The organism is Sedimentibacter acidaminivorans (assembly GCF_017873955.1).
Lineage (GTDB): Bacteria > Bacillota > Clostridia > Tissierellales > Sedimentibacteraceae > Sedimentibacter > Sedimentibacter acidaminivorans.
The window spans coordinates 239,111-264,716 of the sequence record NZ_JAGGKS010000002.1 but is presented as its reverse complement, the minus strand read 5'-3'; the positions used below and the strand labels follow the sequence as shown (position 1 = coordinate 264,716).

26 protein-coding genes are annotated in these 25,606 nt (G+C 31.2%); 23 read left to right on the top strand and 3 right to left on the bottom strand.

Annotated elements, in window-relative coordinates; all coding sequences use genetic code 11:
* The first annotated feature begins 19 nt into the window (after window positions 1-19).
* Genes J2Z76_RS04535 through cobJ form a run of 5 tightly spaced genes read left to right on the top strand, consistent with a single transcriptional unit; the run spans window position 20 to window position 4,673 of the window.
* Window positions 20-1,549, top strand: a complete 1,530-nt coding sequence (locus J2Z76_RS04535) for a cobyric acid synthase (RefSeq protein ID WP_209510815.1) — start codon at window positions 20-22, stop codon at window positions 1,547-1,549.
* Window positions 1,550-2,590 (top strand): cobalt-precorrin 5A hydrolase, encoded by a 1,041-nt coding sequence (locus J2Z76_RS04530; RefSeq protein WP_209510814.1) that lies wholly within the window; start codon window positions 1,550-1,552, stop codon window positions 2,588-2,590. It abuts the gene before it with no gap.
* Window positions 2,591-2,615: 25 nt separating this feature from the next.
* Complete coding sequence (locus J2Z76_RS04525) at window positions 2,616-3,242, top strand: precorrin-8X methylmutase (RefSeq protein WP_209510813.1); 627 nt, start codon at window positions 2,616-2,618, stop codon at window positions 3,240-3,242.
* Between the two features lie 18 nt (window positions 3,243-3,260).
* A complete protein-coding gene (gene cobI, locus J2Z76_RS04520; protein ID WP_209510812.1) occupies window positions 3,261-3,959 on the top strand; it encodes a precorrin-2 C(20)-methyltransferase in 699 nt (232 codons plus the stop codon).
* On the top strand, window positions 3,960-4,673 hold the full coding sequence (gene cobJ / locus J2Z76_RS04515; RefSeq protein WP_209510811.1) for a precorrin-3B C(17)-methyltransferase: 714 nt from the start codon (window positions 3,960-3,962) through the stop codon (window positions 4,671-4,673).
* Between the two features lie 43 nt (window positions 4,674-4,716).
* Here the strand turns inward: cobJ and J2Z76_RS04510 are convergent, their stop codons facing one another.
* Both J2Z76_RS04510 and trkA read right to left on the bottom strand, forming a co-directional pair.
* On the bottom strand, window positions 4,717-6,162 hold the full coding sequence (locus tag J2Z76_RS04510; RefSeq protein ID WP_209510810.1) for a TrkH family potassium uptake protein: 1,446 nt from the start codon (window positions 6,160-6,162) through the stop codon (window positions 4,717-4,719).
* Between the two features lie 18 nt (window positions 6,163-6,180).
* A complete protein-coding gene (trkA, locus tag J2Z76_RS04505) occupies window positions 6,181-7,536 on the bottom strand; it encodes a Trk system potassium transporter TrkA (protein ID WP_209510809.1) in 1,356 nt (451 codons plus the stop codon).
* Between the two features lie 505 nt (window positions 7,537-8,041).
* Between trkA and J2Z76_RS04500 the strand changes: the two genes are divergently transcribed.
* The 16 genes from J2Z76_RS04500 to J2Z76_RS04425 all read left to right on the top strand — a co-directional run bounded on the left by J2Z76_RS04500 (window position 8,042) and on the right by J2Z76_RS04425 (window position 23,517).
* Window positions 8,042-8,347, top strand: a complete 306-nt coding sequence (locus tag J2Z76_RS04500) for a (2Fe-2S)-binding protein (RefSeq protein ID WP_209510808.1) — start codon at window positions 8,042-8,044, stop codon at window positions 8,345-8,347.
* Window positions 8,344-9,426 carry an NAD(P)/FAD-dependent oxidoreductase gene (locus tag J2Z76_RS04495; RefSeq protein WP_209510807.1) on the top strand — a complete coding sequence of 361 codons (1,083 nt, stop codon included), beginning with the start codon at window positions 8,344-8,346 and terminating at the stop codon, window positions 9,424-9,426. The genes J2Z76_RS04500 and J2Z76_RS04495 overlap by 4 nt, the downstream gene beginning before the upstream one ends.
* 14 nt (window positions 9,427-9,440) lie before the next feature.
* A complete protein-coding gene (locus tag J2Z76_RS04490) occupies window positions 9,441-9,929 on the top strand; it encodes a 4Fe-4S binding protein (protein ID WP_209510806.1) in 489 nt (162 codons plus the stop codon).
* Between the two features lie 4 nt (window positions 9,930-9,933).
* Complete coding sequence (locus J2Z76_RS04485; RefSeq protein ID WP_209510805.1) at window positions 9,934-10,215, top strand: (2Fe-2S)-binding protein; 282 nt, start codon at window positions 9,934-9,936, stop codon at window positions 10,213-10,215.
* Entirely contained in the window at window positions 10,205-11,353 is a 1,149-nt protein-coding gene (locus J2Z76_RS04480) for an NAD(P)/FAD-dependent oxidoreductase (RefSeq protein WP_209510804.1), read from the top strand. The genes J2Z76_RS04485 and J2Z76_RS04480 overlap by 11 nt, the downstream gene beginning before the upstream one ends.
* A gap of 130 nt (window positions 11,354-11,483) precedes the next feature.
* Window positions 11,484-12,584 carry a M24 family metallopeptidase gene (locus J2Z76_RS04475; protein ID WP_209510803.1) on the top strand — a complete coding sequence of 367 codons (1,101 nt, stop codon included), beginning with the start codon at window positions 11,484-11,486 and terminating at the stop codon, window positions 12,582-12,584.
* A gap of 134 nt (window positions 12,585-12,718) precedes the next feature.
* The gene (locus J2Z76_RS04470) at window positions 12,719-13,747 is read left to right on the top strand and encodes a dipeptidase (protein WP_209510802.1); all 1,029 of its coding nucleotides are present in this window, start codon (window positions 12,719-12,721) and stop codon (window positions 13,745-13,747) included.
* A 34-nt stretch (window positions 13,748-13,781) separates the two neighbouring features.
* Window positions 13,782-14,291 (top strand): signal peptidase I, encoded by a 510-nt coding sequence (gene lepB, locus J2Z76_RS04465; protein WP_245210319.1) that lies wholly within the window; start codon window positions 13,782-13,784, stop codon window positions 14,289-14,291.
* A 104-nt stretch (window positions 14,292-14,395) separates the two neighbouring features.
* A complete protein-coding gene (locus J2Z76_RS04460) occupies window positions 14,396-15,835 on the top strand; it encodes an aminoacyl-histidine dipeptidase (RefSeq protein WP_209510800.1) in 1,440 nt (479 codons plus the stop codon).
* Between the two features lie 390 nt (window positions 15,836-16,225).
* Complete coding sequence (locus J2Z76_RS04455; protein ID WP_209510799.1) at window positions 16,226-17,143, top strand: ABC transporter permease; 918 nt, start codon at window positions 16,226-16,228, stop codon at window positions 17,141-17,143.
* A gap of 11 nt (window positions 17,144-17,154) precedes the next feature.
* Window positions 17,155-18,420: an ABC transporter permease gene (locus J2Z76_RS04450; RefSeq protein ID WP_280922367.1), complete on the top strand. Its 1,266-nt coding sequence runs from the start codon at window positions 17,155-17,157 to the stop codon at window positions 18,418-18,420.
* A 10-nt stretch (window positions 18,421-18,430) separates the two neighbouring features.
* A complete protein-coding gene (locus J2Z76_RS04445; RefSeq protein WP_209510798.1) occupies window positions 18,431-19,468 on the top strand; it encodes an ABC transporter ATP-binding protein in 1,038 nt (345 codons plus the stop codon).
* On the top strand, window positions 19,458-20,441 hold the full coding sequence (locus J2Z76_RS04440) for an ABC transporter ATP-binding protein (RefSeq protein ID WP_209510797.1): 984 nt from the start codon (window positions 19,458-19,460) through the stop codon (window positions 20,439-20,441). The genes J2Z76_RS04445 and J2Z76_RS04440 overlap by 11 nt, the downstream gene beginning before the upstream one ends.
* A 122-nt stretch (window positions 20,442-20,563) precedes the next feature.
* Window positions 20,564-22,333, top strand: coding sequence for a peptide ABC transporter substrate-binding protein (locus J2Z76_RS04435; protein WP_209510796.1), 1,770 nt, complete (start codon window positions 20,564-20,566; stop codon window positions 22,331-22,333).
* An 81-nt stretch (window positions 22,334-22,414) separates the two neighbouring features.
* Window positions 22,415-23,251: a Cof-type HAD-IIB family hydrolase gene (locus J2Z76_RS04430; RefSeq protein WP_209510795.1), complete on the top strand. Its 837-nt coding sequence runs from the start codon at window positions 22,415-22,417 to the stop codon at window positions 23,249-23,251.
* 74 nt (window positions 23,252-23,325) lie between these two features.
* Window positions 23,326-23,517 carry a DUF378 domain-containing protein gene (locus tag J2Z76_RS04425; protein WP_209510794.1) on the top strand — a complete coding sequence of 64 codons (192 nt, stop codon included), beginning with the start codon at window positions 23,326-23,328 and terminating at the stop codon, window positions 23,515-23,517.
* A 93-nt stretch (window positions 23,518-23,610) separates the two neighbouring features.
* Here J2Z76_RS04425 and J2Z76_RS04420 read toward each other — a convergent pair whose 3' ends face one another.
* Window positions 23,611-23,829, bottom strand: a complete 219-nt coding sequence (locus J2Z76_RS04420) for an asparagine synthase (RefSeq protein ID WP_209510793.1) — start codon at window positions 23,827-23,829, stop codon at window positions 23,611-23,613.
* A gap of 283 nt (window positions 23,830-24,112) precedes the next feature.
* Between J2Z76_RS04420 and mnmL the strand changes: the two genes are divergently transcribed.
* Entirely contained in the window at window positions 24,113-25,042 is a 930-nt protein-coding gene (gene mnmL, locus J2Z76_RS04415; protein WP_209511021.1) for a tRNA modification radical SAM protein MnmL/YtqA, read from the top strand.
* Window positions 25,043-25,140: 98 nt separating this feature from the next.
* Window positions 25,141-25,554, top strand: a complete 414-nt coding sequence (locus J2Z76_RS04410; RefSeq protein WP_209510792.1) for a twitching motility protein PilT — start codon at window positions 25,141-25,143, stop codon at window positions 25,552-25,554.
* Window positions 25,555-25,606 lie beyond the last annotated feature (52 nt).

Genomic DNA, 25,606 nt, shown 5'->3' with positions numbered 1-25,606 from the left:
AAGAGAAAGGAATAATTCTATGGCTAAGGTTATAATGGTTCAAGGAACAACCTCAAATGCAGGCAAGAGTTTAATTACCGCCGCACTTTGCAGGATATTTAAACAAGATGGATATAGGACAGCACCATTTAAATCTCAAAATATGGCCCTTAATTCATTCATAACTAAAGAAGGCTTAGAAATGGGAAGAGCGCAAGTTATGCAAGCTGAAGCGGCGGGTATTGATGCAGATGTAAGAATGAATCCTATTTTATTAAAGCCTACAGGTGAAAAGGGTTCACAGGTAATATTAAATGGTGAAGTTTTAAGAGATATGACAGCTCAGGAATATTACACTTGCAAAAATGAGCTTGTTCCACATATTTTAAAATCATTTAATTCATTGACAGATGAATACGACATAATAGTAATTGAAGGTGCAGGAAGTCCTGCTGAGATAAATTTGAAGCAACAGGATATTGTAAATATGGGAATGGCGAAAATGGTTGATGCCCCTGTAATTATAGTTGGAGATATAGACAGGGGTGGAGTATTTGCATCATTAGCTGGAACAATGCTCTTATTTGATGAAGAAGAAAAATCTAGGGTTAAAGGTTTCGTTATTAATAAATTCAGAGGGGACGTAGAAATATTGAAACCTGGACTAGATATGCTAAGAGACATAACTAATGTTGATGTTCTGGGAGTAGTACCATATTTAAATGTTGACATAGATGATGAGGATAGCCTCTCTGAAAAATTAGTATCGAATGAAACCTACAACATCATAGATATTGCAGTTATAAGGCTGCCACGTATATCTAATTTTACTGACTTTAACGTATTTTCTATGATTAAGGGAGTATCACTAAGATATGTCAAGAATCTAAGAGAACTGGGAAACCCTGACATGATAATCATACCCGGAACTAAAAACACAATTGAGGATTTGAAATGGCTAAGACAATCAGGACTTGAATCTAAAATAATAAGACATGTAAGTGAAGGTAAAGCAGTTTTTGGTGTTTGTGGCGGCTATCAAATGCTTGGTGAAATGATTAATGACCCTGATAATGTTGAGGCTGGCGGGAGTATAAAAGGTCTGGGGCTTCTTAAAAACATAACAACATTTTATAAGCAAAAAACAAGAACACAGGTAAGCGGTAAAATAAATGAAATAAATGGATTCTATCATGAATTATCAGGTATAGACGTTACTGGCTATGAAATCCATATGGGAGATACTGAAATTTTAGAGGGCGATTTTCTAAATACAATTGATGTATCGGCAGGAGAATCAAATAATAAGTATGATGGATGTGTTTGTGATAATGTTGCAGGAAGCTACATCCATGGAATATTCGACAACAGTGACGTTGTAAATTCTGTTGTAAATATATTATTAAAACAAAAAGGTATGAGCGTTGATGAATTAGAAAAATTCGATATAAAATCTTACAAAGAAAGTCAATATGACTTATTAGCAGATTCCGTAAGAAAATCACTTGATATGGGGAAAATATACAATGCTTTGGGTACAGTGTCTCTCACATCTAGGAGCGAAGATTAAATGAATATAGATATATATGCTTTTTCAAGTAATGGTGCCAAACTGTGTGATAAAATTATAGAGGGATTAAAAGAACCTGATTTAACAGCATATGTACCTGAAAAATATGTAAACTCAGCTTGTAATGTTGTGATTAGACAGGAAAATTTGTATAAAAGTACTGAAAAATCATTTAAAGATAAGAATTGCATAGTATTTGTAGGGGCTGTTGGAATTGCAGTTAGGGCTATTGCTCCTTTTGTTAGGAGTAAAAAAACAGATCCTGCCGTCATTTGTGTTGATGAAAAGGGTTTAAATGTTATTTCTCTTTTAAGTGGACACATAGGTGGAGCCAATCAACTTGCTAGAAAAATTGCAGAAATTACAGGAGGAGACCCAATAATTACTACAGCTACTGATATCAATGGAAAATTTGCAGTTGATGAGTGGGCTAACAATAAAAGCATGCATATATTAAGTCTTAAATCAGCCAGAGATATTGCAGCGGATATATTAGAAAATAAAAAAATAGGTTTGTGTTGTGATTTCAATATAAAAGGTGAAATACCCGAAGAAATAGATATAAATGAAAAAGAAATCGGGGTTTGTGTAAGCTTAGATAGTAATAAAAAACCATTTAAAAATACATTAAATTTGATTCCAAAAATAATATCAATTGGTGTAGGATGCAGGAAGGGAACACCTTGCAATACTATATACAATGCAATAAAGGATATATTATCTGAAAATGAAATATCACATTTTGCAATAAATTCAATAAATTCAATAGATTTAAAAAAAGAAGAGGAAGGAATTCTAAAAACCTCCAAAATTTTTAAGGTTCCATTTTATACTTATACCAAAGAAGAACTTAATGATTTGGAAGGAAAATTTTCTAATTCTGATTTTGTAAAATCTATTGCAGGTGTTGACAGTGTTTGCGAAAGAGCATCAATGATAGGTAATAAAAATAAAAAATTGATAATCAGTAAAACAATAAAAAATTCCGTAACAGTTGCGGCATCTATAGATGATTACGCAGTAAATTTTGAATATAAATAATTGTTTTATATTACAGGGAGAAAAAATGAACAATATAAAATTTGTAGAACCTCATAATATTGAAAAAAGAAGCTTTGAATTAATTCAAAAGGAACTGGGAGATATAATACTAGACCCTGAAAAGGAACCAATAATAAAAAGAGCGATTCATACCTCGGCGGATTTTGACTATTTAGAAAATTTATGCTTTTCAGAAAATGCAATAAAAAATGCAAAGCATGCAATAAAAAATGGTGCCACCATAGTAACTGATACAAACATGGCATTAGCAGGCATAAATAAAAAGGTAGCCGCAAAATATGGAGTAAATGTTCATTGTTTCATGGCCGATGAGGATGTTTTTACAGAAGCTGAGGAAAGAGGAGAAACAAGGGCTACAATTTCTATGGAGAGGGCATCGAAGATAGAGGGTCCTGTAATATTTGCCATAGGAAATGCACCTACGGCATTGATAAAGCTACATGAAATAATAAAAGAAGGAAAATTCAAACCCGAACTAATCATAGGAGTTCCCGTTGGGTTTGTCAATGTAGTAGAAGCTAAAGAACTGATAATGAGTTTGGAAAATTTAGAATACATAGTAGCAAAGGGCAGAAAAGGCGGCAGCAATATTGCAGCGGCAATTTGCAATGCTTTGCTTTATAACATTTAGAGCGATTGGAGAACAATTATGTTTTATGGAATAGGAGTAGGCGTTGGAAGTTCTGATGCAGTGACAAAATATGGGATTGACGTATTGCAAAAATTAGATGTATTGTACGTTCCGACAGCGAAAAGTGCAGATTCCTTTAGTGTGGCACATGAAATAGTCAGAGGATACTTAAAAGAAAGCACTTTGATTAAAGACAGGCATTTTCCAATGAATTATAATACAAAAGAGTTACAGAATGCATGGAACAATATAGCTTCGGAAATAGAAAGTGATGTGTTAAAAGGGAAGAACGTGGGATTTGTTACTATCGGTGACCCTATGGTATACAGCACATATATATATTTATTAAGAATTCTCAAGAATAAAGTTAAAGTAGTTACAATACCCGGAATAACGTCATTTTTAGATATAGCGTCTAAAAATAATTTTCCGTTGGTTGAAGGTGAAGATGCATTAGTAGTAGTACCTGCTACAATGGGTTTAGAAAAAATTAAACAATATGTAAAAAATGAAAATTCTATTGTATTGATGAAGGTATATAAAAACTTCGATGAAATTATAAATCTTTTACTAGAAGAAAAACTTGAAAAACATTCAATAGTGGTAAGCAATTCATCAAAGAATGAAGAAAAAGTATATGCAGATATAAAAAGCATTAAAAAAGAGGATGTTTCTTATTTTACAACTATACTAATAAATAAAAAATGGGAGATATAAATGATATATGTAATAGGAATAGGTCCAGGAAGCTATGAAACAATGACACATGAAGCTATTAGTGCCATTGAAAATTCAGATGTCATAGTCGGATATAAAACGTATATAAACTTGATAGAGGATTTAATAAATGGAAAAGAAATTGTTTCAAATGGAATGAAACAAGAAATAGATAGAGTTAAAAAAGCAATAGAAATTTCAAAAACAGGTAAAATAGTATCTGTAATAAGTTCCGGGGATGCAGGAGTATATGGTATGGCAGGTCTTGTTCTGGAAATGTCAGAAGATGAAGATGTGAGAGTAATAAGCGGTGTAACCGCATCAACGGCGGCGGCTTCCGTTCTTGGAGCACCTTTGATGCATGATTTCTGCCACATAAGTTTAAGCGATTTGCTAACTCCATTAGAACTAATATATAAGAGAGTAGAATTAGCATCAGAAGGTGATTTTGTTATATGTCTGTATAACCCAAAAAGTAACGGCAGACCACATTATTTAGAAAAAGCATTTGATATAATGAAAAAGTATAAAAATTCTTCAACACCTGTAGGAATAGTAAAAAATGCAACAAGAGAAAATCAGGAAGTTCATATATGTACTTTAGATACTATAAATTATGAGTTAGTAGACATGCTAAGTATAGTAATAGTTGGCAATAGTTCTACATATATTAAAGATGGGAAAATAATTACTAGAAGAGGGTATCAATTGTAAATTAAAAAGATGTGCTGGGTACAGTCCCTAACACATCTTTTTGCTATCTTTTTTTCCATATAGATGGTGACATTAATACAAAAATTGGCATTACTTCAAGTCTTCCTATAATCATACAACATGTTAGGACAATTTTACTTAATACTGAAAAATCAGCATAATTACCCATTGGACCTACTATTTCAAATCCTGGTCCAATGTTGCTTATGGTAGCTAAGACAGCTGAAAATGTAGTCATAAAATCAAAGTTATCTAAAGACACAATTAATATTGCAACAATCATTGTAGCTACATACGCAAAAAAGAAAACCATAATTCCTGACATAACACTTATATCAACTTTTCTTCCATTAATTTTAATTGTACCTATTGAATTTGGATGAACCGTATGTCTTATTTCATATGCAACAGCTTTAAATAACAACAATACTCTTATAAACTTTATTCCACCACCAGTAGAACCAGCACATGCTCCAAAGAACATGAGCATTAGAAGTATTGATTTTGGAAGCATAGGCCATAAATTGAAATCTGTTGTTGCGTAACCGGTAGTAGTAACAATAGTAGCAACTTGGAATGATGACTTTGTAAGAGAATCGGCTACAGAATAATTATATAATGGTAAAACATTAATACATATAATTATAATGGAAATTATAACAGTCAACCAATACAAACGAAACTCTTCATTTTTTAGAATTGACTTAAAATCTCCTTTTAAAAGAAGATAATGAAGTGAGAAGTTCACTCCAAATAATAGCATGAATATTGTTATTATCCATTCTATTAAGGGACTGTTATATGCCCCAACACTTAATCCTTTATTTGAGAAACCTCCAGTACCAGCAGTACCAAAAGCATGAATAAATGCATCATAAAGTGACATTTTTGCTATAACTAGAAGTATAATTTGAATGATAGTCATTCCAGCATAGATTATGTATAATAACTTTGCTGTTTCGGAAATTTTAGGCACTAATTTTCCAGGTGAAGGACCAGGGCTTTCTGCACGCATTAGAAAAACTGAACGAGCTCCAAGTGACGGCATAAGTGCTAATGTTAGTATAAGTACACCCATACCCCCAATCCAGTGTGTGAAACTTCTCCAAAACAGTATACCACGTGGTAGAATTTCAATGTCTGTTAGTATGCTTGAACCAGTAGTTGTGAAACCGGAAACAGTTTCAAATACTGCGTCAATATACGCTGGAATTGCACCACTTATATAAAAAGGTAAAGCACCAAGTAAAGACATAACAACCCAACATATGGCAACACCTGCAAAACCCTCTCTATTTCTCATTTGAAAACCATTAGTTTTTATGTTCATTAAAGCAAAACCAAGTACACCAATAATTATTATAGAAATAATAAATGCACTAATTTCATAACTATTATCTAGTATGGCTATTATAAGTGAGGGAATCATTAAAATCGATTCCCACATTAATACTGTACCTAATAGTTTAAGTACAACTCTCATATTCATTTTTTGTCCTCCAAATTACTAACCTAAAATATCGTTAAGGTCTGAAATAAAGCCTGTTTTTGTAATAACGATAACTTTGTCTTCTTCCTTTATAAAATCATTTCCATAAGGAATTATTATTTTTTTGTTTCGAACTATTGCAGCAATTAATATATTTTCTTTTATAACTAAATCTTTTAATTTAATATTTAGAAATTTAGTAGAGCTGTTAGCTGTGAATTCAGCAACCTCAGCTTTGTCATCTAAAATTTTATAAAGTTTTTCAACAGCACTACCTCTAGAGTTGTTTAAAGCTCTAACATATCTTAATATGTTATTTGCTGCAGTATATTTAGGACTTATTATGCTATCTAAACCAAGTTGATTTACGATAGGTATATAATTCACACGGTTAATTTTTAAAATCACCTTTGGAACACCACATTGATGTGCATAAATTGAACTAATTAAATTTTCCTCATCTCTATCTGTAAGTGCAATAAAAGCATCTGTTGAATGAATGTTTTCATTTTCTAAAACATCTTGGTCTGTACCATCGCCACATATAATAAGTGCATGCGGTAGAACTTCACTTAATAAAACACATCTATTGTTATTGAGTTCTATAACTTTTACATTAATACCTGTTTCAGTTAGTAACCATGTTAAATAAATACTAATTCTGCTACCTCCAACAATAGTAACATTTTTAGCTCTTTGTGCACTTCTACCTAAGTATTTAAAAAATTTAGAAATTCCACTTCTTTCACCTATTACATAAACCACATCGCCAACTTCGAAGATGTAGTTTCCATTAGGTATAATAATTTGATTATTATGTTTTACTGAACAAAATAAAACCTTAGAAGGTAACTTTTTAGTAAGGTCCATGAGCTTTATATTTATTATAGGGTCTGATTCCATTACTCTAAATTCGACCATTTCCAACATATTATTTGCAAATGTTTCAACATTAGCAGCAAATGGAAATTGTAGTATACGAGCAATTTCTGCAGCAGCATCCATTTCAGGGTTTATTACTAAATCTAATTCAAGTTCTTCTTTAAGCATGTGGTGTTCACCGGAATAGTCAGTGTTACGTATACGTGCAACAGTATGCTTAGCACCAAGTTTTTTTCCTATAACACAACAAATCATATTAAGCTCATCACCATCAGTAACTGCTATTAATAAGTCGGAATCAGCTACATTTGCCTCCTGTAGAACCTCTACGCTAGCTCCATTACCCTTTATGCACATTACATCAAGCGTTTCATCTGCACGATTAAGGGCACTGATATTATTATCTATGACAGTAATATCATGATTTTCTGTAGAAAGTTGCTTTGCCAATGTGTAACCTACCTTACCTCCACCAATAATAATTATCTTCATTAATTTCCTCCAAATAAGCAATTACTTATATTTAAAATATTTTAATGCAATTAACGGATTATAATACCATATCTATTAATTATAACATTTTTTCAACAAGAAATCAATAACTATAAAAATTACAATGATATATATGGACAAAAACGATAATCGTGATGATTTATATGTCCAATAACTGACAACATTATATGCTAAATGAAGAGGTGTATATGTAATGTTCATTTAACATTTTATAATTATAGAGGATATTAAGAGTTGAGTTTTAGTGGAAATATTTGAAATTATGCAAAAAAGTGTAAATTGATTTATTGTTTAGTAAGAGTCTAATATAGGTGTCAATAAATCGACTCAGTGTCGAAAATATGACACAAAATATATAGCTATATACTTTAAGTTTATTTGATATTTCAATTAAATTTGAAAAGTTTAATAAAAATAAATGTGGCATGTAATTTGCTAATAATAAAATAAGTAAGTAGTTCAAATATATTTGAGGAGAGCGTATATGAGAATTGAAAATCATCCTATTCTTGAATTTAACAGAGGTAAAAAAATAAAATTTACTTTTAACGGTCAAGAAATAGAAGGATATGAAGGCGAAACCATAGCTGCTGCATTGCATGCAGCAGGTGTTAAGGTTCTTGGAAAAAGTTTGTTTTTACATAGACCTAGAGGGTTCTATTGTGCAATAGGAAATTGTTCATCATGCTTAATGGTGGTTGATGGTGTTCCTAATGTAAAAACATGTACCACTGATTTAATTGAAGGAATGGTAGTACAAACACAGGAAGGAAAAGGAGTGATAGCATGAAAGAGGCTGAATTAGTTATAGTGGGCGCAGGTCCTGCTGGTTTATGCGCAGCAATTAGTGCAGCATCAAGTGGAGCAAAGGTCCTTATTATAGAAAGAAACAAGTCATTAGGTGGACAACTAGTAAAACAAACACATATGTTTTTTGGTTCAGAAAAGCAATATGCATCTACAAGGGGAATTGACATAACTGATATTTTACTAACTGAATTAAAAAAATATGAAAAAAATGTCGAAATTCTAACAAATTCGACAGTTGTAGGAATGTATGAAGATGGAATTATTACCGTATTACATAAAGAAGATAAATATTTTAAAATAAAACCAAAAGCTGTTATAGTTTGTACTGGAGCATTTGAAAAGTCTCTTGCATTTCCTAATAATGATTTACCTGGAATTTATGGCGCAGGTGCAGTTCAGACATTAATGAATGTATATGGTGTAAAACCAGGGAATAAGGTTCTTATGGTAGGAGCAGGTAATATTGGTTTAATAGTAAGTTATCAACTGATGCAAGCAGGAGTAGAAGTAGTAGCAATACTTGATGCAGCGCCTAAAATAGGTGGATATTTAGTTCATGCTTCTAAAATAAGGAGAATGGGTGTTCCAATTTTAACAGGATACACAGTTAAAGAGGCTATAGGAAAAGATTACCTTGAAAAAGCGGTAATATGTAAGTTAGATAATAAATTTCAACAAATACCAGGAACAGAACAAACACTTGATGCTGATGTAATGTGCATTTCAGTAGGATTAACACCTTTGAATGAATTGCTGTCAATGAGTGGCTGTGAAATGAAATATATTCCTCAATTGAGTGGTACAGTTCCTGTTAGAAATGAAGATTATGAAACAACAATCGAAAATTTATTTGTTGCAGGAGACATATCAGGTGTTGAAGAGGCAAGTGCTGCTATGGTTGAGGGATATTTAGCAGGTCTTTGTGCTGCAGCTAAAATTGGTCATAAAGCTGAAGACTTTGAAAATAAAAAAATGGATTATTTAAAACAATTGAGTGAACTTCGTTCAGGTCCTGTTGGTGAACATATTTTAGCAGGAATAGAGCAGATAGTAAGATAACGAGGAGGGTTAATATGTTCGAACAAACAGGAATACCAAGTATAGAAATGGTTATGGAAAAATTTCCTTCGCTAGATAGAATAAATAAGGGTCCGGTTGCAGTGGTTGAGTGTTATAAAAAAATACCATGTAACCCATGTCAGACTGCGTGTAAATTTGATGCAATTAATGTAGGTGAAGATATAAACAATATACCAGAAGTAAATACTGATAATTGTACTGGTTGTGCAATATGTTTAAGTAAATGTCCTGGACTTGCAATTATGGTAGTTGATGGTTCGAAATCAAATGACAAGGTTTTGGTGAAGATTCCATATGAATTTTTACCACTTCCAGAGGAAGGCAAGATGGTAAAAGGGTTAGATAGGGAAGGAAACTATTTAACTGATGTAAAAGTACTAAAGGTATTAAATCCTAAATCATTTGATAGAACACCTGTAATTACAGTTGAGGTGGATAGAAAATATATGTATGATTTTAGAAATATTAAGGTTGAGGTGTAGTCATATGGAGGAAAATACAATTATCTGTAGATGTTCAGATGTTACTTTAAAAGAAGTTAGAGATTTAATAAAGGAAGGCTATGTAACATATGATGAGATAAAAAGAATAACACGTATAGGAATGGGACCTTGTCAGGGAAAAACTTGTGGTCAATTAGTAATGAAAGAAATTGCTATGAGTACGGGACAAAATATCAAGGATGTTAAATTTCAAACTACAAGACCTCCTGTAGTAGGAGTAAGATTAGGGTTGATAGCAGAGGAGGGCAGAAATAATGAAGAATAGTGCAGAAATAGTTATTATAGGTGCTGGAATCTCTGGATGTTCGATTGCATATAACCTAGCTAAAAAAGGTGTAAAAAACATAGTTGTTATAGAGAAAAATTATATATGCAGTGGTTCTACAGGCAGATGTGGTGCAGGTGTAAGAATGCAGTGGGGAACTGAGATGAACTGTAAGATAGGAAAAAAGAGTATTGAATTTTATGAAAATGCTAATGAAATACTTGAATATAAAAGAGATGTTGAATTTAAACAAAGTGGATACTTGTTGATTGCTGATACTGATAAAGAAATCAAGCAGTTTAAAAAGAATATAGAAGTACAGCATGTATGTGGAATTCCATCTAAAATGTTAAGTTTAGAAGAGGCAAAGGAAATTGTACCATATTTGAATACGAATTTATTAAAGGGTGCAGCATTTTGTGAAAAAGATGGATTTTTAAATCCTTTCCATACAACTGATGCATTTTATTCTGCTGCAAAAAAACTTGGAGTTGAATTTAATACATTTACAGAGGTTACAGGAATAAAGGTTGAAAAAAATAAGGTAGTAGGAGTTGAAACTGACAAGGGACATATAGCGACAAATTGTGTTGTAAATGCAACAAATGGTTTTTCTAAAAAGATAAGTGAAATGGTTGAAGTAGATATACCTGTTTATTCAGAAAGGCATCAAATTCTTGTTACGGAACCTGTAGAACCTATGCAAGGACCAATGGTAATGTCATTTGGTTTAAATTTATATGTACAACAATCACCGCATGGTTCATTTATAATGGGTAGGGGTGATGCTAATGAACCAAGAGATTTAAGAATAACATCAAGTTGGCATTTTATTGAGGAAATGGCTAAAACTATTGATGACATACTTCCGCCAATTTCAAAGCTAAGAGTTATTAGACAGTGGGCAGGGCTTTATAATATGACACCTGATAAACAACCAATTTATGACAAAGCAGAAAATATAGAAGGATTCTATATGGCAGTTGGATTTAGTGGTCATGGATTTATGTTTGGACCTATAACGGGTGTAGTTATGTCTGAAATGATACTAGGAGAAAAACCAACAATTGATGTAAGCATGCTTAATTTGAACCGATTCAAAACTGGAAACTTACTTTTAGAACCATCAGTAGTGTAAAAAATTATAAGAACTGCAAAAATAGAATAGCCATTCAATGTGATAAAGATTAGGTTGCTATTTCATGTCAAGCGATTTATAATTATATTAATAATTTAGAAAATATTTATATTTAAAGGAGATGCATTCAATGAATAAAAAATATTTGGATAAGCTTGTGTCAATTTTGCAAAAAAAGGAGTTAGATGCGTTACTCGTTGCACCATCAGAGGAAATGGAATTTTTAATGGGTCATAACACACATTTGTGTGAAAGGTTTCAAGCTTTAATAATAAAAAAGGATGGGACGTATTTTTATATATGTAATCTGTTAACAGTTGCAGAAGTTCAGGCTGTTTTAGGGCCTGATGTTAAAGTTTACGGGTGGTTTGATGGAGATGTATTTACAGATACAGTGAAAAAAGCATTTGTAGAGAATGGATTAATAGGCAAAACAATAGGTGTTAATTCTACTGAAAGAGCGATTTTAATACTTCAAATTATGGAAGAAGTGGACGTAAAATTTGTTAATGGAAAACCTATTCTTGAAGAAATGCGTATGATTAAAGATGAAGAAGAACTGGAAAACCTTAGAATTGCTGCAAGAATAACAGATGAGTCGTATGATGAATTATTAAAATTTATTAAGCCAGGTATAAAAGAGATTGATATAGCCAATAAAATGATTGAAATATTTAAAGCAAAGGGTGCTGATGAAGGATTTACAATGGTATGCTCTGGACCAAATTCTTCTTATCCACACTATAATGATAATCAAAGAGTTATTGAAGAAAAAGATGTAATAGTTCTTGACTGGGGTTGCAAATATAAAAATATGTGTGCAGATATGTCAAGAACAGTATTTGTTGGTGGTGTAACTGATGAAGAAAGAAAAATTTACGAAATTGTTCTAGAGTCTCAAGAGGCTGGAGAAAAAGCAGCAGTAAAGGGTGCGTATATACCTGATGTTGATAAAGCGGCAAGGGAGATCATAGAAAATGCTGGATACGGGGAGTATTTCTTTACTAGATTAGGACATGGCATAGGATATTCAGTTCATGAAGCTCCAGATATTAAAGCAAGTCACAATAGATATCTTGATAAGGGCATGGTTTTTAGTATAGAACCAGGTATTTACATAGCTGGAAAGGTTGGAATGAGAATAGAGGATATTGTTGCGGTAACAGAAGATGGTAACGAAATTTTAAATAAGGCAACAAAAAGTATTCAAATAGTATGTCCTAAACAATAACATAGTAATAGCAATTATAGAGCAATAGGCGAGCTATTGTTCTATAATTGCATACCTGTTGTTCAAAAATTACCTTGTAAAATAATCATAAACTAACTATAATAGAAATAATATTAGCAATAAAGGAGATTGAGATGGATCATAAAGAAATAGCTTTAGAGTTACATAAGAATTCTGTTGTAGTAGATACTCATTTAGATCTAGCAGGAGAAATATATAATAGATACATGGCAGGAGAAAAAGAAGTAATTAAGCGAAATTATCTTGAAAACTTTAAAAAAGCAGGATTTAATATAATTGTATCATCATTATATATTGATGATATATTTTTGCCCGAAATGGCACTGCGTGTTGCTTTAGGACAAATACGGGCTCTGCTGGAAGATATAGAAACCTGTGACGGAGAGGTTGTATTGGTTAAAACTAAAAAAGAGTTGAATGATGCTGTAAATCAAAATAAAATTGCGATAATTTTGTCATTTGAGGGATTAGAACCAATAGGTACAGATATAGGATTATTAAGAATTTTTTATGAGCTAGGAGTTAGAGCTGCTGGACTAGTATGGAGCAGAAGGAATTATGTTGCAGATGGATGCCATTTCAGTCCTGCCGAAGAAGGTCAAAAGGGTGGACTTACTAAATTTGGTGTTGAAGTAGTAAAAAAACTAGAAGATATGCATATGTTGATTGATGTAAGTCATTTAAATGACGAAGGTTTTTGGGACATAGTTAAATTTACGAAAAAACCATTTATTGCTTCTCATTCATGTGTACGTAGCATACATGATAGAATGAGAAATCTCACAGATGATCAAATTAAAATTATTGCAGAAAGAAATGGTGTTATAGGGTTAAATGCCTATATAAATATTGCAGGTATTAAAGAAGGAGAAAATCCAATTGTAAAACTTTGTGACCATATTGAGTATATTGTTCGATTAGTTGGAGCAGAGCATATTGGATATGGATTTGATTTATGTAATAGCTACTATGAAAGTGAACTTAAATTTAAATTTCAACCACATAATAGTGACGGATTGAAGTCTCATGCAGAAACGATATTATTGACTGAAGAGCTCCTTAAAAGAGGAATTTCAAGTGAAGATGTAAAACTTATAATAGGCGGTAACTTTTTAAGGGTATTTAATGAAATACTTCTGTAAAAAAAATAAATAAAAAATGAATGGATGTGGAATTATGAAGTATTTTATAAAAGAATGGATTATCCCCATTTTAGTAGCGCTTGTTATTGTGCTTTTCTTGAATAAATTTATATTTATCTTAGTAACGGTTCCTACCGGCTCAATGGAGGATACAATTATACCTGGTGATAGACTTTATGTAAATGAAATATTTGATATAAATAAAGCAGAGCGTGGAGATATAATTGTTTTTAGATCTATAGAATTAGACAATAAGAGGCTTGTAAAGAGATTAATCGGATTACCAGGTGATAAAGTTGAAGTAAAAGAAGATGGAAGTGTAGTTGTAAATGATAAAAAAATAAATGAACCATATGCTATAAAATCAACAGGACAGGCAAAAACTTTTAATGTACCAGAAAAGTGCTATTTCTTTTTAGGTGATAATAGACCAATATCATATGATGCAAGATTTTGGGATAATCCTTACATATCAGAAGAACAGATAATTGGTAAGGTGTTGTTTAGATTTTTCCCTTTTAATAGAATTGGAAGCGTAGAATAGAAGAATATAAAAATAGAAGAACAATGGACGAACAATAGTGGAATTATTGTATAACTATTGTTCTTTAAATATTTACAAATAAATTATTTAATAGGAGAAATAAAATGGAAAGAATTTTAAAAAACTTAAAACCTGAAAAGCTGTTTTATTATTTTGAAGAGGTAACTAGAATTCCAAGAGGCTCAGGAAATGAAAAAGAAATTTCTGATTATTTGCTCAATTTATCTAAAAACAAGGGCTGGGAAGTGTTTCAAGATGAATTTTTAAATATTATTATTAGAAAGCCAGCTACTAAAGGATATGAAAATGCTCCAGTAGTTATGATTCAAGGTCATATGGATATGGTTTGCGAAAAAAACGAAGGTATTGAACATGACTTTGAAAAGGATCCAATAGCATTAAGAATAATCGATGGATGCATATATGCTACAGAAACTACATTAGGTGCAGATAATGGAATAGCAGTGGCAATGGCTTTGGCAATATTAGATTCTGATGATTTATCACATCCTGAATTGGAAGTATTTATTTCGGTAGATGAAGAAAAAGGGATGACTGGCGCAATAAAAGTAGATGGTAGTATATTTAAAAGTAAATATTTATTGAACTTAGATAGCGAGGAAGAAGGTATCTTTACATCTGGTTGTGCAGGTGGGTGCGATATTTCATTTAAAATACCAATAATAGAGCAAAATACAAATGAAAAAAATGCATATAAAGTTGTGGTAAAAGGGCTATTGGGAGGACATTCAGGAGCAGAAATACATAAAGAAAGGGGAAATGCAAATAAAATACTTGGAAGAGTTCTTTATGATATTCAAGATGATGTTGAATTGGTAAAAATTAACGGAGGTTCAAAAACAAATGCTATACCTCGTGAATCATATGCAGTTTTTACAACTGATAAAATTGATGAAGTTAAAGATAAAATAAAATTTTGGAATGAGATACTCAAAAACGAATTTACTTTTACAGACCCATCAGTTACTGTACTCGTTCAAGAAACAAACACAAAAGAAGTTCCAATTAAAAAGGATTGCTTTAAAAAAATAGTATCGGCTATAAATATTATACCATCAGGCGTGCTGTCAAGGAGTACTGTAATTGATTTAGTTATTAGCTCTAATAATTTAGGTGTAATAACAACAGAAAAAAACTTTGTAAATATTTATAATAGCTCAAGAAGTTCTGTTGAAACTTTGTTAACTTGTAATGTTGAACCTATGATGAAACAAATAGCTGAAACGTTGGACATAAAATGCAAAGTTGGTAACTATTACCCGGGATGGGAATATGCGAAAAAATCTGAAGTTAGAGAATTATGCATAGATACATATAAAGAGTTATATAATAAAGAACCAAAAGTAGAGGCTATTCATGCTGGACTAGAATGTGGTCTTTTGATGAAGAAAGTACAAGGATTAGATGCAATTTCAATAGGACCTGATACGTGGGATGTACATTCTCCAAATGAACATATTAGTATTAAATCTATTGAAAATACATATTATTTTATTTGCGAAGTATTGAAAAGGGCTAAATAAATTTACTATATGTAAAATAGTTCCTATTTGTAAAAAAATATTTAGCATTTTTTACCTTTAAATGGAAAGGTATTTCAATATAAAAATTAAAGCTATTTAGAAGGTAAAATATGTCTTTGAAATAATTACAAAATAAGTTAAATGAATGCGAAAAAAAATTCTTTCAACTATGATAGTTTATAAAAAGCAGTGAAAGTATATACAAAAAAACAGTTGTGTAATGATAGGTAAAAGTTTAAATTGCTATTATTTGAACACGATTGCAACGGATAAAAAACGATTGCATGCATAAAAAAACATTTTCCGCTTAACAAACTAAAATATTGATATTGTATTTTTTTTGTGCTATAATTAGGTACTACTATTTTAATAAAGAGAGGAGATAATATAGTGGGAAGATATATATTAAAAAGAATTTTTTCATCAGTAATAACTATATGGTTTATTATGACACTAACATTTATATTGATGAAAAGTATACCGGGAGATCCATTTGTTTCAGAACGTGCTATGACTCCGCAAGTAAAAGCAGCAGTGTATGCTAAATATGGATTAGATAAACCAGAATTTGAGCAGTATCTAACCTATATGACAAATTTTTTAAAAGGGGACTTTGGTGTATCTTTTAACAGAATTGGACTTACAACACAAGATATAATAAAAGGAGGGTTTCCATATTCTTTAAAAATAGGAGGGTGGGCTTCCTTATTTATAATAGTTGTTGGAATATTTCTCGGAATTATTGCTGCCCTACGGCAAAATAAAGTTAGTGATAGAACGGTAATGTTTATTTCCACCTTAGGGGCAACGATACCAAGTTTTGTTTTTGCAACTGGGTATTTGTATTTTTTTAGTAAAAAACTTGGATGGGCGCCTTCTTTTGGCGTAGGTTCATGGAAACATTTTGTTGGACCAGTTATTTGTATAGGTATGTTTTCGCTATCCTATGTAACTAGACTAACAAGAACTTCCGTTCTTGATGTTTTACAACAAGACTATATTAGAACAGCAAGAGCAAAAGGATTATCTGAATTTGTGGTAATAGGCAAGCATGCGCTTAGAAATGCATTAATTCCAGTAGTAACTTATATTGGACCGATGATAGCTGGTATTGTTACAGGTTCTTTTGTTATTGAAAAAGTATTTGGTATAGCAGGAATAGGTTCTTTGTTTACTACAAGTATATTAGGTAGAGACTACACATTAATAATGGGTATAACGGTGTTCTTTGGTATATTTTTGGTTACTGCAGTTTTGATTGTGGATATAGTATATGTTTTGATTGATCCACGTATAAAATACGATTAGGAGGAAACATAATGGATGATTACAAAAAAATATCTCCTGATATGTGGGAAAATTTAGATAAGTCACAAAAGGACTCAGAGAAAGTATCTAGAAAAAGTTTAACATATTGGCAGGACGCAGCAAGGAGATTGAAACAAAATAAAGTTGCAGTTGTATCTTTGATAGTTATATTAATGGTTGTTTTAATGGCAATATTTGTGCCTCTATTTTGGCCAATCCAATATTCTAATCAAGTACTTGATTTTTCTAACATACCGCCAAATCTTGAAGTTTATGAAGTAACAGATGGTAATTATATATATATTACTAAGGCTTATAAAGCTATAGAGGTTTCAAAAGACGGAGAGCTTTTGCAGATGTCTGAAATTAAAAAAGATGATCAGAATAATAGAATGTATATTTACGAATTTGATGGAAAAGAATTAATTGTAGATTACAGTTTGTATTTGCAAGCTAAAAAAGAATATTTAGCTTTAGAAAAAAAAGCTAAAAAAGATCCTAGTATCAATCTAGAAGAAGCACAATTTAATTTAGATAATGCTAAGAAAGTTGAAATAAGATTTGATGGAAAAGAAATACTTCCTACAAAAACTATAAGAAATAAAACTTATGTATTTGGTACAGATTATTTAGGAAGAGATATGTTTATTAGAGTTGTATATGGTGGCCGTATATCCTTAATAGTAGGTTTTGTAGCAGCATTTCTTAATTTTATTATAGGTGTATTATACGGTGGTATTTCAGGTTATTTTGGCGGGCGTGTTGATAATATTATGATGCGTATAGTTGATATAATTGGTTCAATACCAACGTTGCTTTATGTTATACTTTTAATGGTAATTATGCAACCTGGTCTTGGTACAATAATAGTAGCTTTAAGTATAACTCATTGGCTAGGTATGGCAAGAATAGTAAGAGGACAAGTATTAAGTTTAAAAGAGCAAGAATTTGTATTGGCGGCTAAAACGTTGGGAGCTTCTACAAAAAGAATAATGTTAAAACATTTAATTCCTAATATAATGGGTCCGGTAATGGTATCTGTAACAATGCAGGTGCCACAGGCAATATTTACTGAAGCCTTCTTAAGTTTTGTTGGCTTAGGTATATCAGCACCAAAAGCTTCATGGGGTGCTTTATGTAATGACGCTTTAGCAGGATTATTTACTTATCCATATCAGTTATTCTATCCAGCTTTAGCAATATCAATTACTATTTTGGCATTTAATCTATTTGGTGATGGTCTTAGAGATGCATTAGACCCAAAACAAAGAAAGTAAAGTGAGGTGTATGAAAGTGGCAGAAAAATTATTAGAAGTTAAAGATCTGAGAACATCTTTTTTCACTCACTTAGGCGAAGTTAAAGCAATAAGAGGCGTAAGCTTTGATGTAGAAAAAGGTGAAGCTATAGGAATAGTTGGAGAATCAGGCAGTGGTAAAAGTGTTACTTCTCTTTCTATTATGAAACTTTTGTTGTACCCAGGTAAAATAGTGGGTGGCGAAGTTTGGTTTAAAGGTGAAAATTTAGCTAACAAATCAAATAAAGAAATGATGAATGTCAGGGGAAATGAAATAGCAATGATATTCCAGGACCCTATGACATCTTTAAATCCTGTTTATACAATAGGTAATCAAATATCTGAAGCAATAATCAAACATCAAAAATTATCTAAAAAAGATGCTCATGAAAAAGCTTTAGAAATGTTAAGATTGGTTAACATACCAGACCCAGAAAAAAGAATAAATAATTTCCCGCATGAATTTTCAGGTGGTATGAGGCAAAGGGCTATGATTGCTATAGCGTTGTCATGTGAGCCTGATTTGTTAATTGCAGATGAGCCAACAACGGCACTGGATGTTACTATTCAAGCTCAGATTTTAAAGCTTATGAAAGATTTAAATAAAAAATTAGACACATCTACTATGTTGATAACTCATGATTTAGGAGTTGTTGCAGATGTATGTTCTAGAGTGGTTGTAATGTATGGTGGACTTATAATGGAAAAAGGCTCAAGTAGAGATATATATTATTCACCTATGCATCCATACACAATGGGACTATTAAAATCAATACCTAAAATTGCTTCTGATGAAAAACAAAGATTGATTCCAATAACAGGAACACCACCTGATTTATTGAATCCTCCTACTGGATGTCCATTCTATGCAAGGTGTGATTTTGCAATGAAAGTATGTAATCAAGAGCAACCACCATATTTTAAATCAGAAAATGGAAAGCATGAAGCTATGTGCTGGTTACTTCACCCTGATGCACCAAAAAATGAAGTGTATGATAGTTTGAAGGGAGGAGTAAGAATTGGAAAATAACGAAAAATTAATAGAAATTAAAAACTTAAAAAAATTCTTTACTAAAAATAAAGGTTTTATTAAAAAAAACGTAGAAGTTGTAAAAGCAGTTGATGATGTTTCATTTTATATAAAAAGAGGTGAAACTCTAGGACTTGTTGGAGAATCTGGTTGTGGTAAATCTACAACAGGCAGAACTATAATAAGACTTTATGAACCGACTGCAGGTGAAATATTATATGATGGCAAGGATATAGCTAAGCTTGGAAATCATGATTTAATGAAATACAGAAGAAAAATGCAAATGATATTTCAAGATCCATATGCTTCTTTAAATTCGAGAATGACAGTTTCTGATATAATTGGAGAACCTATGGATATTCACCATTTGGCATCTGGTAAAGAAAGAGAAGATCGTATATATGAGCTTTTAGAAACAGTAGGACTTGGTAAAGACCATGCAAGTCGTTATCCTCATGAATTTTCTGGAGGACAAAGACAACGTATTGGAATTGCTAGGGCACTTGCTGTAGACCCTGAATTTATTATATGTGACGAACCAATATCAGCACTTGATGTATCTATTCAAGCTCAGGTTGTTAATATGCTTGATGATTTGCAGCAGGAAAGGGGATTGACATATTTATTTATAGCTCATGACCTTTCAATGGTTAAGCATATTTCTAGTAGAGTAGGAGTTATGTATTTAGGAAGTTTAGTTGAAGTTGCAAAAAGTGGTGAACTTTATAAAAACCCCGTTCACCCATATACACAAGCTTTGTTATCGTCAATTCCTATACCAGATCCTGATTTAACAGAATCTGCAAAGCGTATAGTTCTTGAGGGTGATGTACCAAGTCCTGTAAATCCACCATCAGGATGCAAATTTAGAACTAGATGTAGGTATGCAATGGATATATGTTCAGAGGTTGATCCAGTACTCAAAGATATTGGTGGAGAACATTTTGCAGCATGTCATTTATTGGATAAATAATTTTGTTATTATACCTATTTTATGCAGTATTAGAAAGCGCTTGACATATTGTATAAAATAGGTAATAATATAGATGCAGTTGTTTAACTGTATATACATAAATAAACATTTGGAGGGATTTTATGTTTAAAAAAGTAGTATCGATGTTAATTGTACTTACAATGGTATTGTCTCTAGCAGTTGGCTGTTCTCAGCCTCAAGAAACAACACCACCTGCTGAAACACCAGCAGAAACGCCAGGAGAAACTCCAGCACCAGAAGAACCAGCTGCAGAAGCAGATACATTGGTTTGGAATCTTGGAGCAGACCCTAAAACTTTTGACCCAGGTTTAAATAATGCATCTGATGGCGGTCATATTATCAATAATATGTTCGAAGGATTGATGAGAGACACTGGAACTGGCTTAGAGCCTGGTATAGCTGAAAGCTATGAAATATCAGCTAATGCTGAGGGCGCTGAAGGTACAGTTTATACTTTCAAAATTAGAGAAGGTGCAAAATGGTCAGATGGTCAACCTGTAACTGCTAAGGATTTTGAATATTCTTGGAAAAGAGTTTGTGATCCTGCAACAGCTTCTGAATATTCATTTATCATGGCTCCTTATATAAAAGGTGCAAATGATTACTTAAATGGAACTGGTTCAAGAGACGATATGGCTGTTTCTAGCCCAGATGACAGCACATTAGTAGTAGAATTAAACTTCCCAGTACCTTATTTCTTAAGTTTAACTACATTCTATACTTATCTACCAGTTAGAGAAGATATAGTTACAGCTAATGGCGAAGGTTGGGAGAAGAAACCAGAAACTTGTATTTCTAATGGACCTTTCAAATTGGAAGAATACCAAACAGGTTCTCATATTTCTTTAGTTAAAAATGAAAACTATTGGGATGCTGACAATGTTAAACTTGAAAAAATTAAAGCTTTAATGATAGTTGAAGCTACAACTGCATTAAGTGGATATGAAAATGGCGAAATAGCAGTACTAGATAGCGGTGCTATACCACAAGATGAGATTCCAAGACTTAAGGCAGAAGATCCATACTTCTCTATAGCTCCAAGAGTTGGAACATACTATGGTATATTTAATGTTGATGCAGAACCTACAAACGATATAAGAGTTAGAAAAGCATTAACACTTGCTATAGACCAAAAACAAATTTGTGAGCAAGTAGCTAAAGGTGGACAATTACCTGCAACAGGATTTATACCTCCTTCATTATCTTACTCTACAGGGGAATCTTGTAGACAATTAGATGCTGATGGAAATCCAGTAGAAGAATATGGATTAGATCCTAACAAAGCTCAAGTAGAAGAAGCACAAGCCTTATTGGCAGAAGCAGGATATCCTAATGGTGAAGGATTCCCTTCTATAACATTCTTATATAACACAAATGAAAATCATAAGAAAATTGCTGAAGCTTTACAAGAAATGTGGAAAGCAAATCTTAATATTGATGTAGAACTTAGAAATGAAGAATGGGCAACATTCCAAGATACTAGAAGACTTGGCGATTTTACATTGGCTAGAGGCGGCTGGTTAGGAGATTATGACGATCCTATGACTATGCTTGACTTATACACTTCTTATTCAGGAAATAATGATGCTCAATGGAGATGGAATTTACAACCTACTGTAGCTTCTCATGATACTGTATTAAATGAAACAAACAAAGAATTTGATGAAGTTATAGCTGCTGCACAATTAGCAACAGGAACTGAAAGAGATGCTTTATTAAAAAGAGCTGAAGAAATTATGGCAGAAGAATTTATAACTTTTAACATTTATTATTACACATATGTTCAAGTAATAGATGAATCTGTAGTTGAAGGTGTAAATAGAACTACAATGGGTCAATTTATATTTAAAGATTCTGAATTAGTAAAATAGTTTAAATTTATATAAGAAGCGGTTCACGATAAAGTGGACTGCTTTTTAGTATAAGTGGTATTAAATTATGGAGATGAATATATGACTTATAAAATGATTGTAACAGATTTAGATGGAACTTTACTTAACGATGATAAAAAAATTAGTAAAAAAGATGTGGAAACATTAAATAAATTAAATGATGAGGGAATAGAAATTGTTGTAGCAACTGGCAGAAATTATTTTATGGCAAAAAATCTTACTGAACAAATAAAAAATATTAATCCTGTTATTTTAGCAAATAATGGTTCGGTTACAAGAAGGTCAAATACAGATGAATTGATGGAGTATAATTACTTAAATCCAGATGTCTTTGAAAAAATATATAATCATGGATTAAAGTATAATCTACATCCTGTTTTGCATGTTGATGAATATTACAATGGGTATGATATGATATATGAGAATAAAAACTTGGAAGAAGTTTATTTAGGTTACATTAAAAAAGATGATGTAAGAGCAAAGTTAATTCAATTTAATCCAAGAGAAATAAAAAATATATTATCTGTATGTTATCTTGAAGAATTAGATAAACTTCATGATTTTAATTTAGAAATGAATGAGATAAATGAAGGTCAGTTTAATATTATTTGCAATAGAAATATAAGTAAAAGAGCTTTACTTGAATTTCTGCACACTGATGGTTGTAAATGGCGTGCATTAAAAAAGTATGCAGATAGCATAAATATTAAGCCAAGGGAAATAATATCTTTTGGTGATGATAATAATGATTTAGAATTAATTGTTAATTCTGGAATGGGCATTTCTATGAAAAATGGAACTGAAAATTGTAAAAAAGTTTCGAAAATGATAACTGAATTTGACAACAATAATTCGGGAGTATCATATGAATTAACAAAAATATTTAATATAAAGTAGAAATATTACCGGTATGTACACATATTTCCTTGAAAACTAAATATAATGTAATAAAAAGGTTTTAAGGAGGACGTATGAAAATAATTACTGCTATATCATCAATTCTTATATTGATAGGAGCGTTAAATTGGGGACTATATGGTTTGACTAAAGTAGATATTGTAGATAGCTTTTTTGGTGGTTGGAAAAATCCTATAGGAAGAGCTATATATATTTTAATTGGACTTGCTGGATTATATTCCTTGTTTTATGTTATTTTTGCATAATAATAACCAATATAACAGAAAGCATGCTGAGACTTTAGCATGCTTTCTGTTGTTTGTGTCGTTATCGACCCATTAAAAACTTAATTGTGTCATCTACTTAAAATTGACAGCTTTTGATACTTTTCTCATCATTTCCTGTTGATGGCCATTTTCGTTCATCATTCCCATTGAACCAAGAAATACATGAGCTAAACCAAAACCAATGATTCCATTTCTATAAGAATCTGGGAGATTTGTATTTTTTAAAGCCATTCCAGTGGCAGTAACACAAGTTCCTACTACTGTAGGAATTAAACCTTCTTTTATATGCATTTTTTAAACCTCCTATATTAATTTGCATTCTTATTATTTACAAAAAACTTAAAAACATTTCAATTATTTAATGGAAAAAAAGATAAAAAAATTATTATAATAATTTTTGAATAAAAGAAAAGAATACTTATGTAATTAAAATTATTAAAATTACAAGTTTTGTTATAGTATCCAAAAATAAGTTTGATTTTAATTATAAAATAAACTATAATTTAGTGAATACATCTATTATTCATAGTTGAATTTTTAGTTGTAAAATTTATTAATTTGGAGAAGTACTTTGATTTTATATAATGAGTATTCAAAATATTTAAAAGATAAATATGGAGAAAAGGTATATAAGCTTCCTGTAAATATTCCTGTTACCTGTCCTAATAGAGATGGAACAATCGGATTCGGAGGATGTACATTTTGCTCTGAGATTGGTGCTGGATTTGAAATGCTAGATAATACTTTAAGTGTTAAAGACCAAATTCAAAAAAATATGGACTATATTTCAAGTAAATATAAAGCAAAAAAGTTTATTGCATATTTTCAAAACTATACAAATACATATTTAGAACTTGATTCTTTTAAAAAATATATTATAGAAGCAATAGTTCCTAATGTAGTAGAAATTTCAATATCAACAAGGCCAGATTGTATTGGTGATGAATATTTGAAGTTTTTAGAAGGTATTCATCGTGAGTACAATGTAAATATTTCAATTGAGTTAGGTTTGCAGACATCAAATTATCACACTTTGCTAAAAATAAACAGAGGACATACACTTGCTGAATTTATTGATGCAGTTACTAGAATAAAAAAATTCAATTTTGCAATTTGCACCCATGTAATACTAAATTTACCTTGGGATAATATAGAAGACACAATAGAAACAGCGAAAATATTATCTGTTTTAAAAGTTGAGCAGGTTAAAATTCATTCATTGTATATAATGGATAATACAGAAATGGGAAGACAATACAAAGAAAAAGAAATAGCATTGATTTCTAAAGACGAATATATTGAAAGAGTAATAATATTTCTAGAATATTCAAATCGTGATATTGTGGTACAAAGACTTATAGGAAGGGCACCTAAAGAAAATTCGCTTTTTGTAAACTGGGGAATTAGTTGGTGGAAAATAAAAGATGAAATTTTAGATAAAATGTTAATGGAAGAAAGATATCAAGGAAAAAAAGAAAAATTCATAATTAATAAAAATTATTAAAAATTTATAGTGTAAACATTTTCAATATATGGTACAATATTATTGTAATAGTTTAACTTTTTAAATAACAAAATAAATATAATAGGAGTGTGATTATTATGGTGCAATTAATTTGTGGGCATAACGGAACAGGAAAAACTAGAAGGATGATTGAGCTAGCAAATAGTACAGTGGATGGAATACAAGGTAAAATGGTTTTTTTAGAAGCCAACAATAGACACATATTTGATTTAGATTATAGAATCAGATATATTAATACTAAAGAGTATGGATTGACAAATGAAGATCAGTTCCAAGGATTTGTATGTGGTTTAATTGCAACTGACTATGATGTTGAGGAAGTTTACATAGATGGGTTATACAAGATTGCACAAGCTGAAAAGGATAAACTTGAACCTGTTATAGAGCGATTAGAATTTTTATCAGAAAAATTTGATGTTAAATTTATTATGAGTGTTAATTACGAAGTAGATGATATATCTGAACCTTTAAAAAGCAAGGTATTAAGCTAATTTTGATTGATGTCATCCACAGATTTTATAATCTGTGGATGTTTTTTCTTGT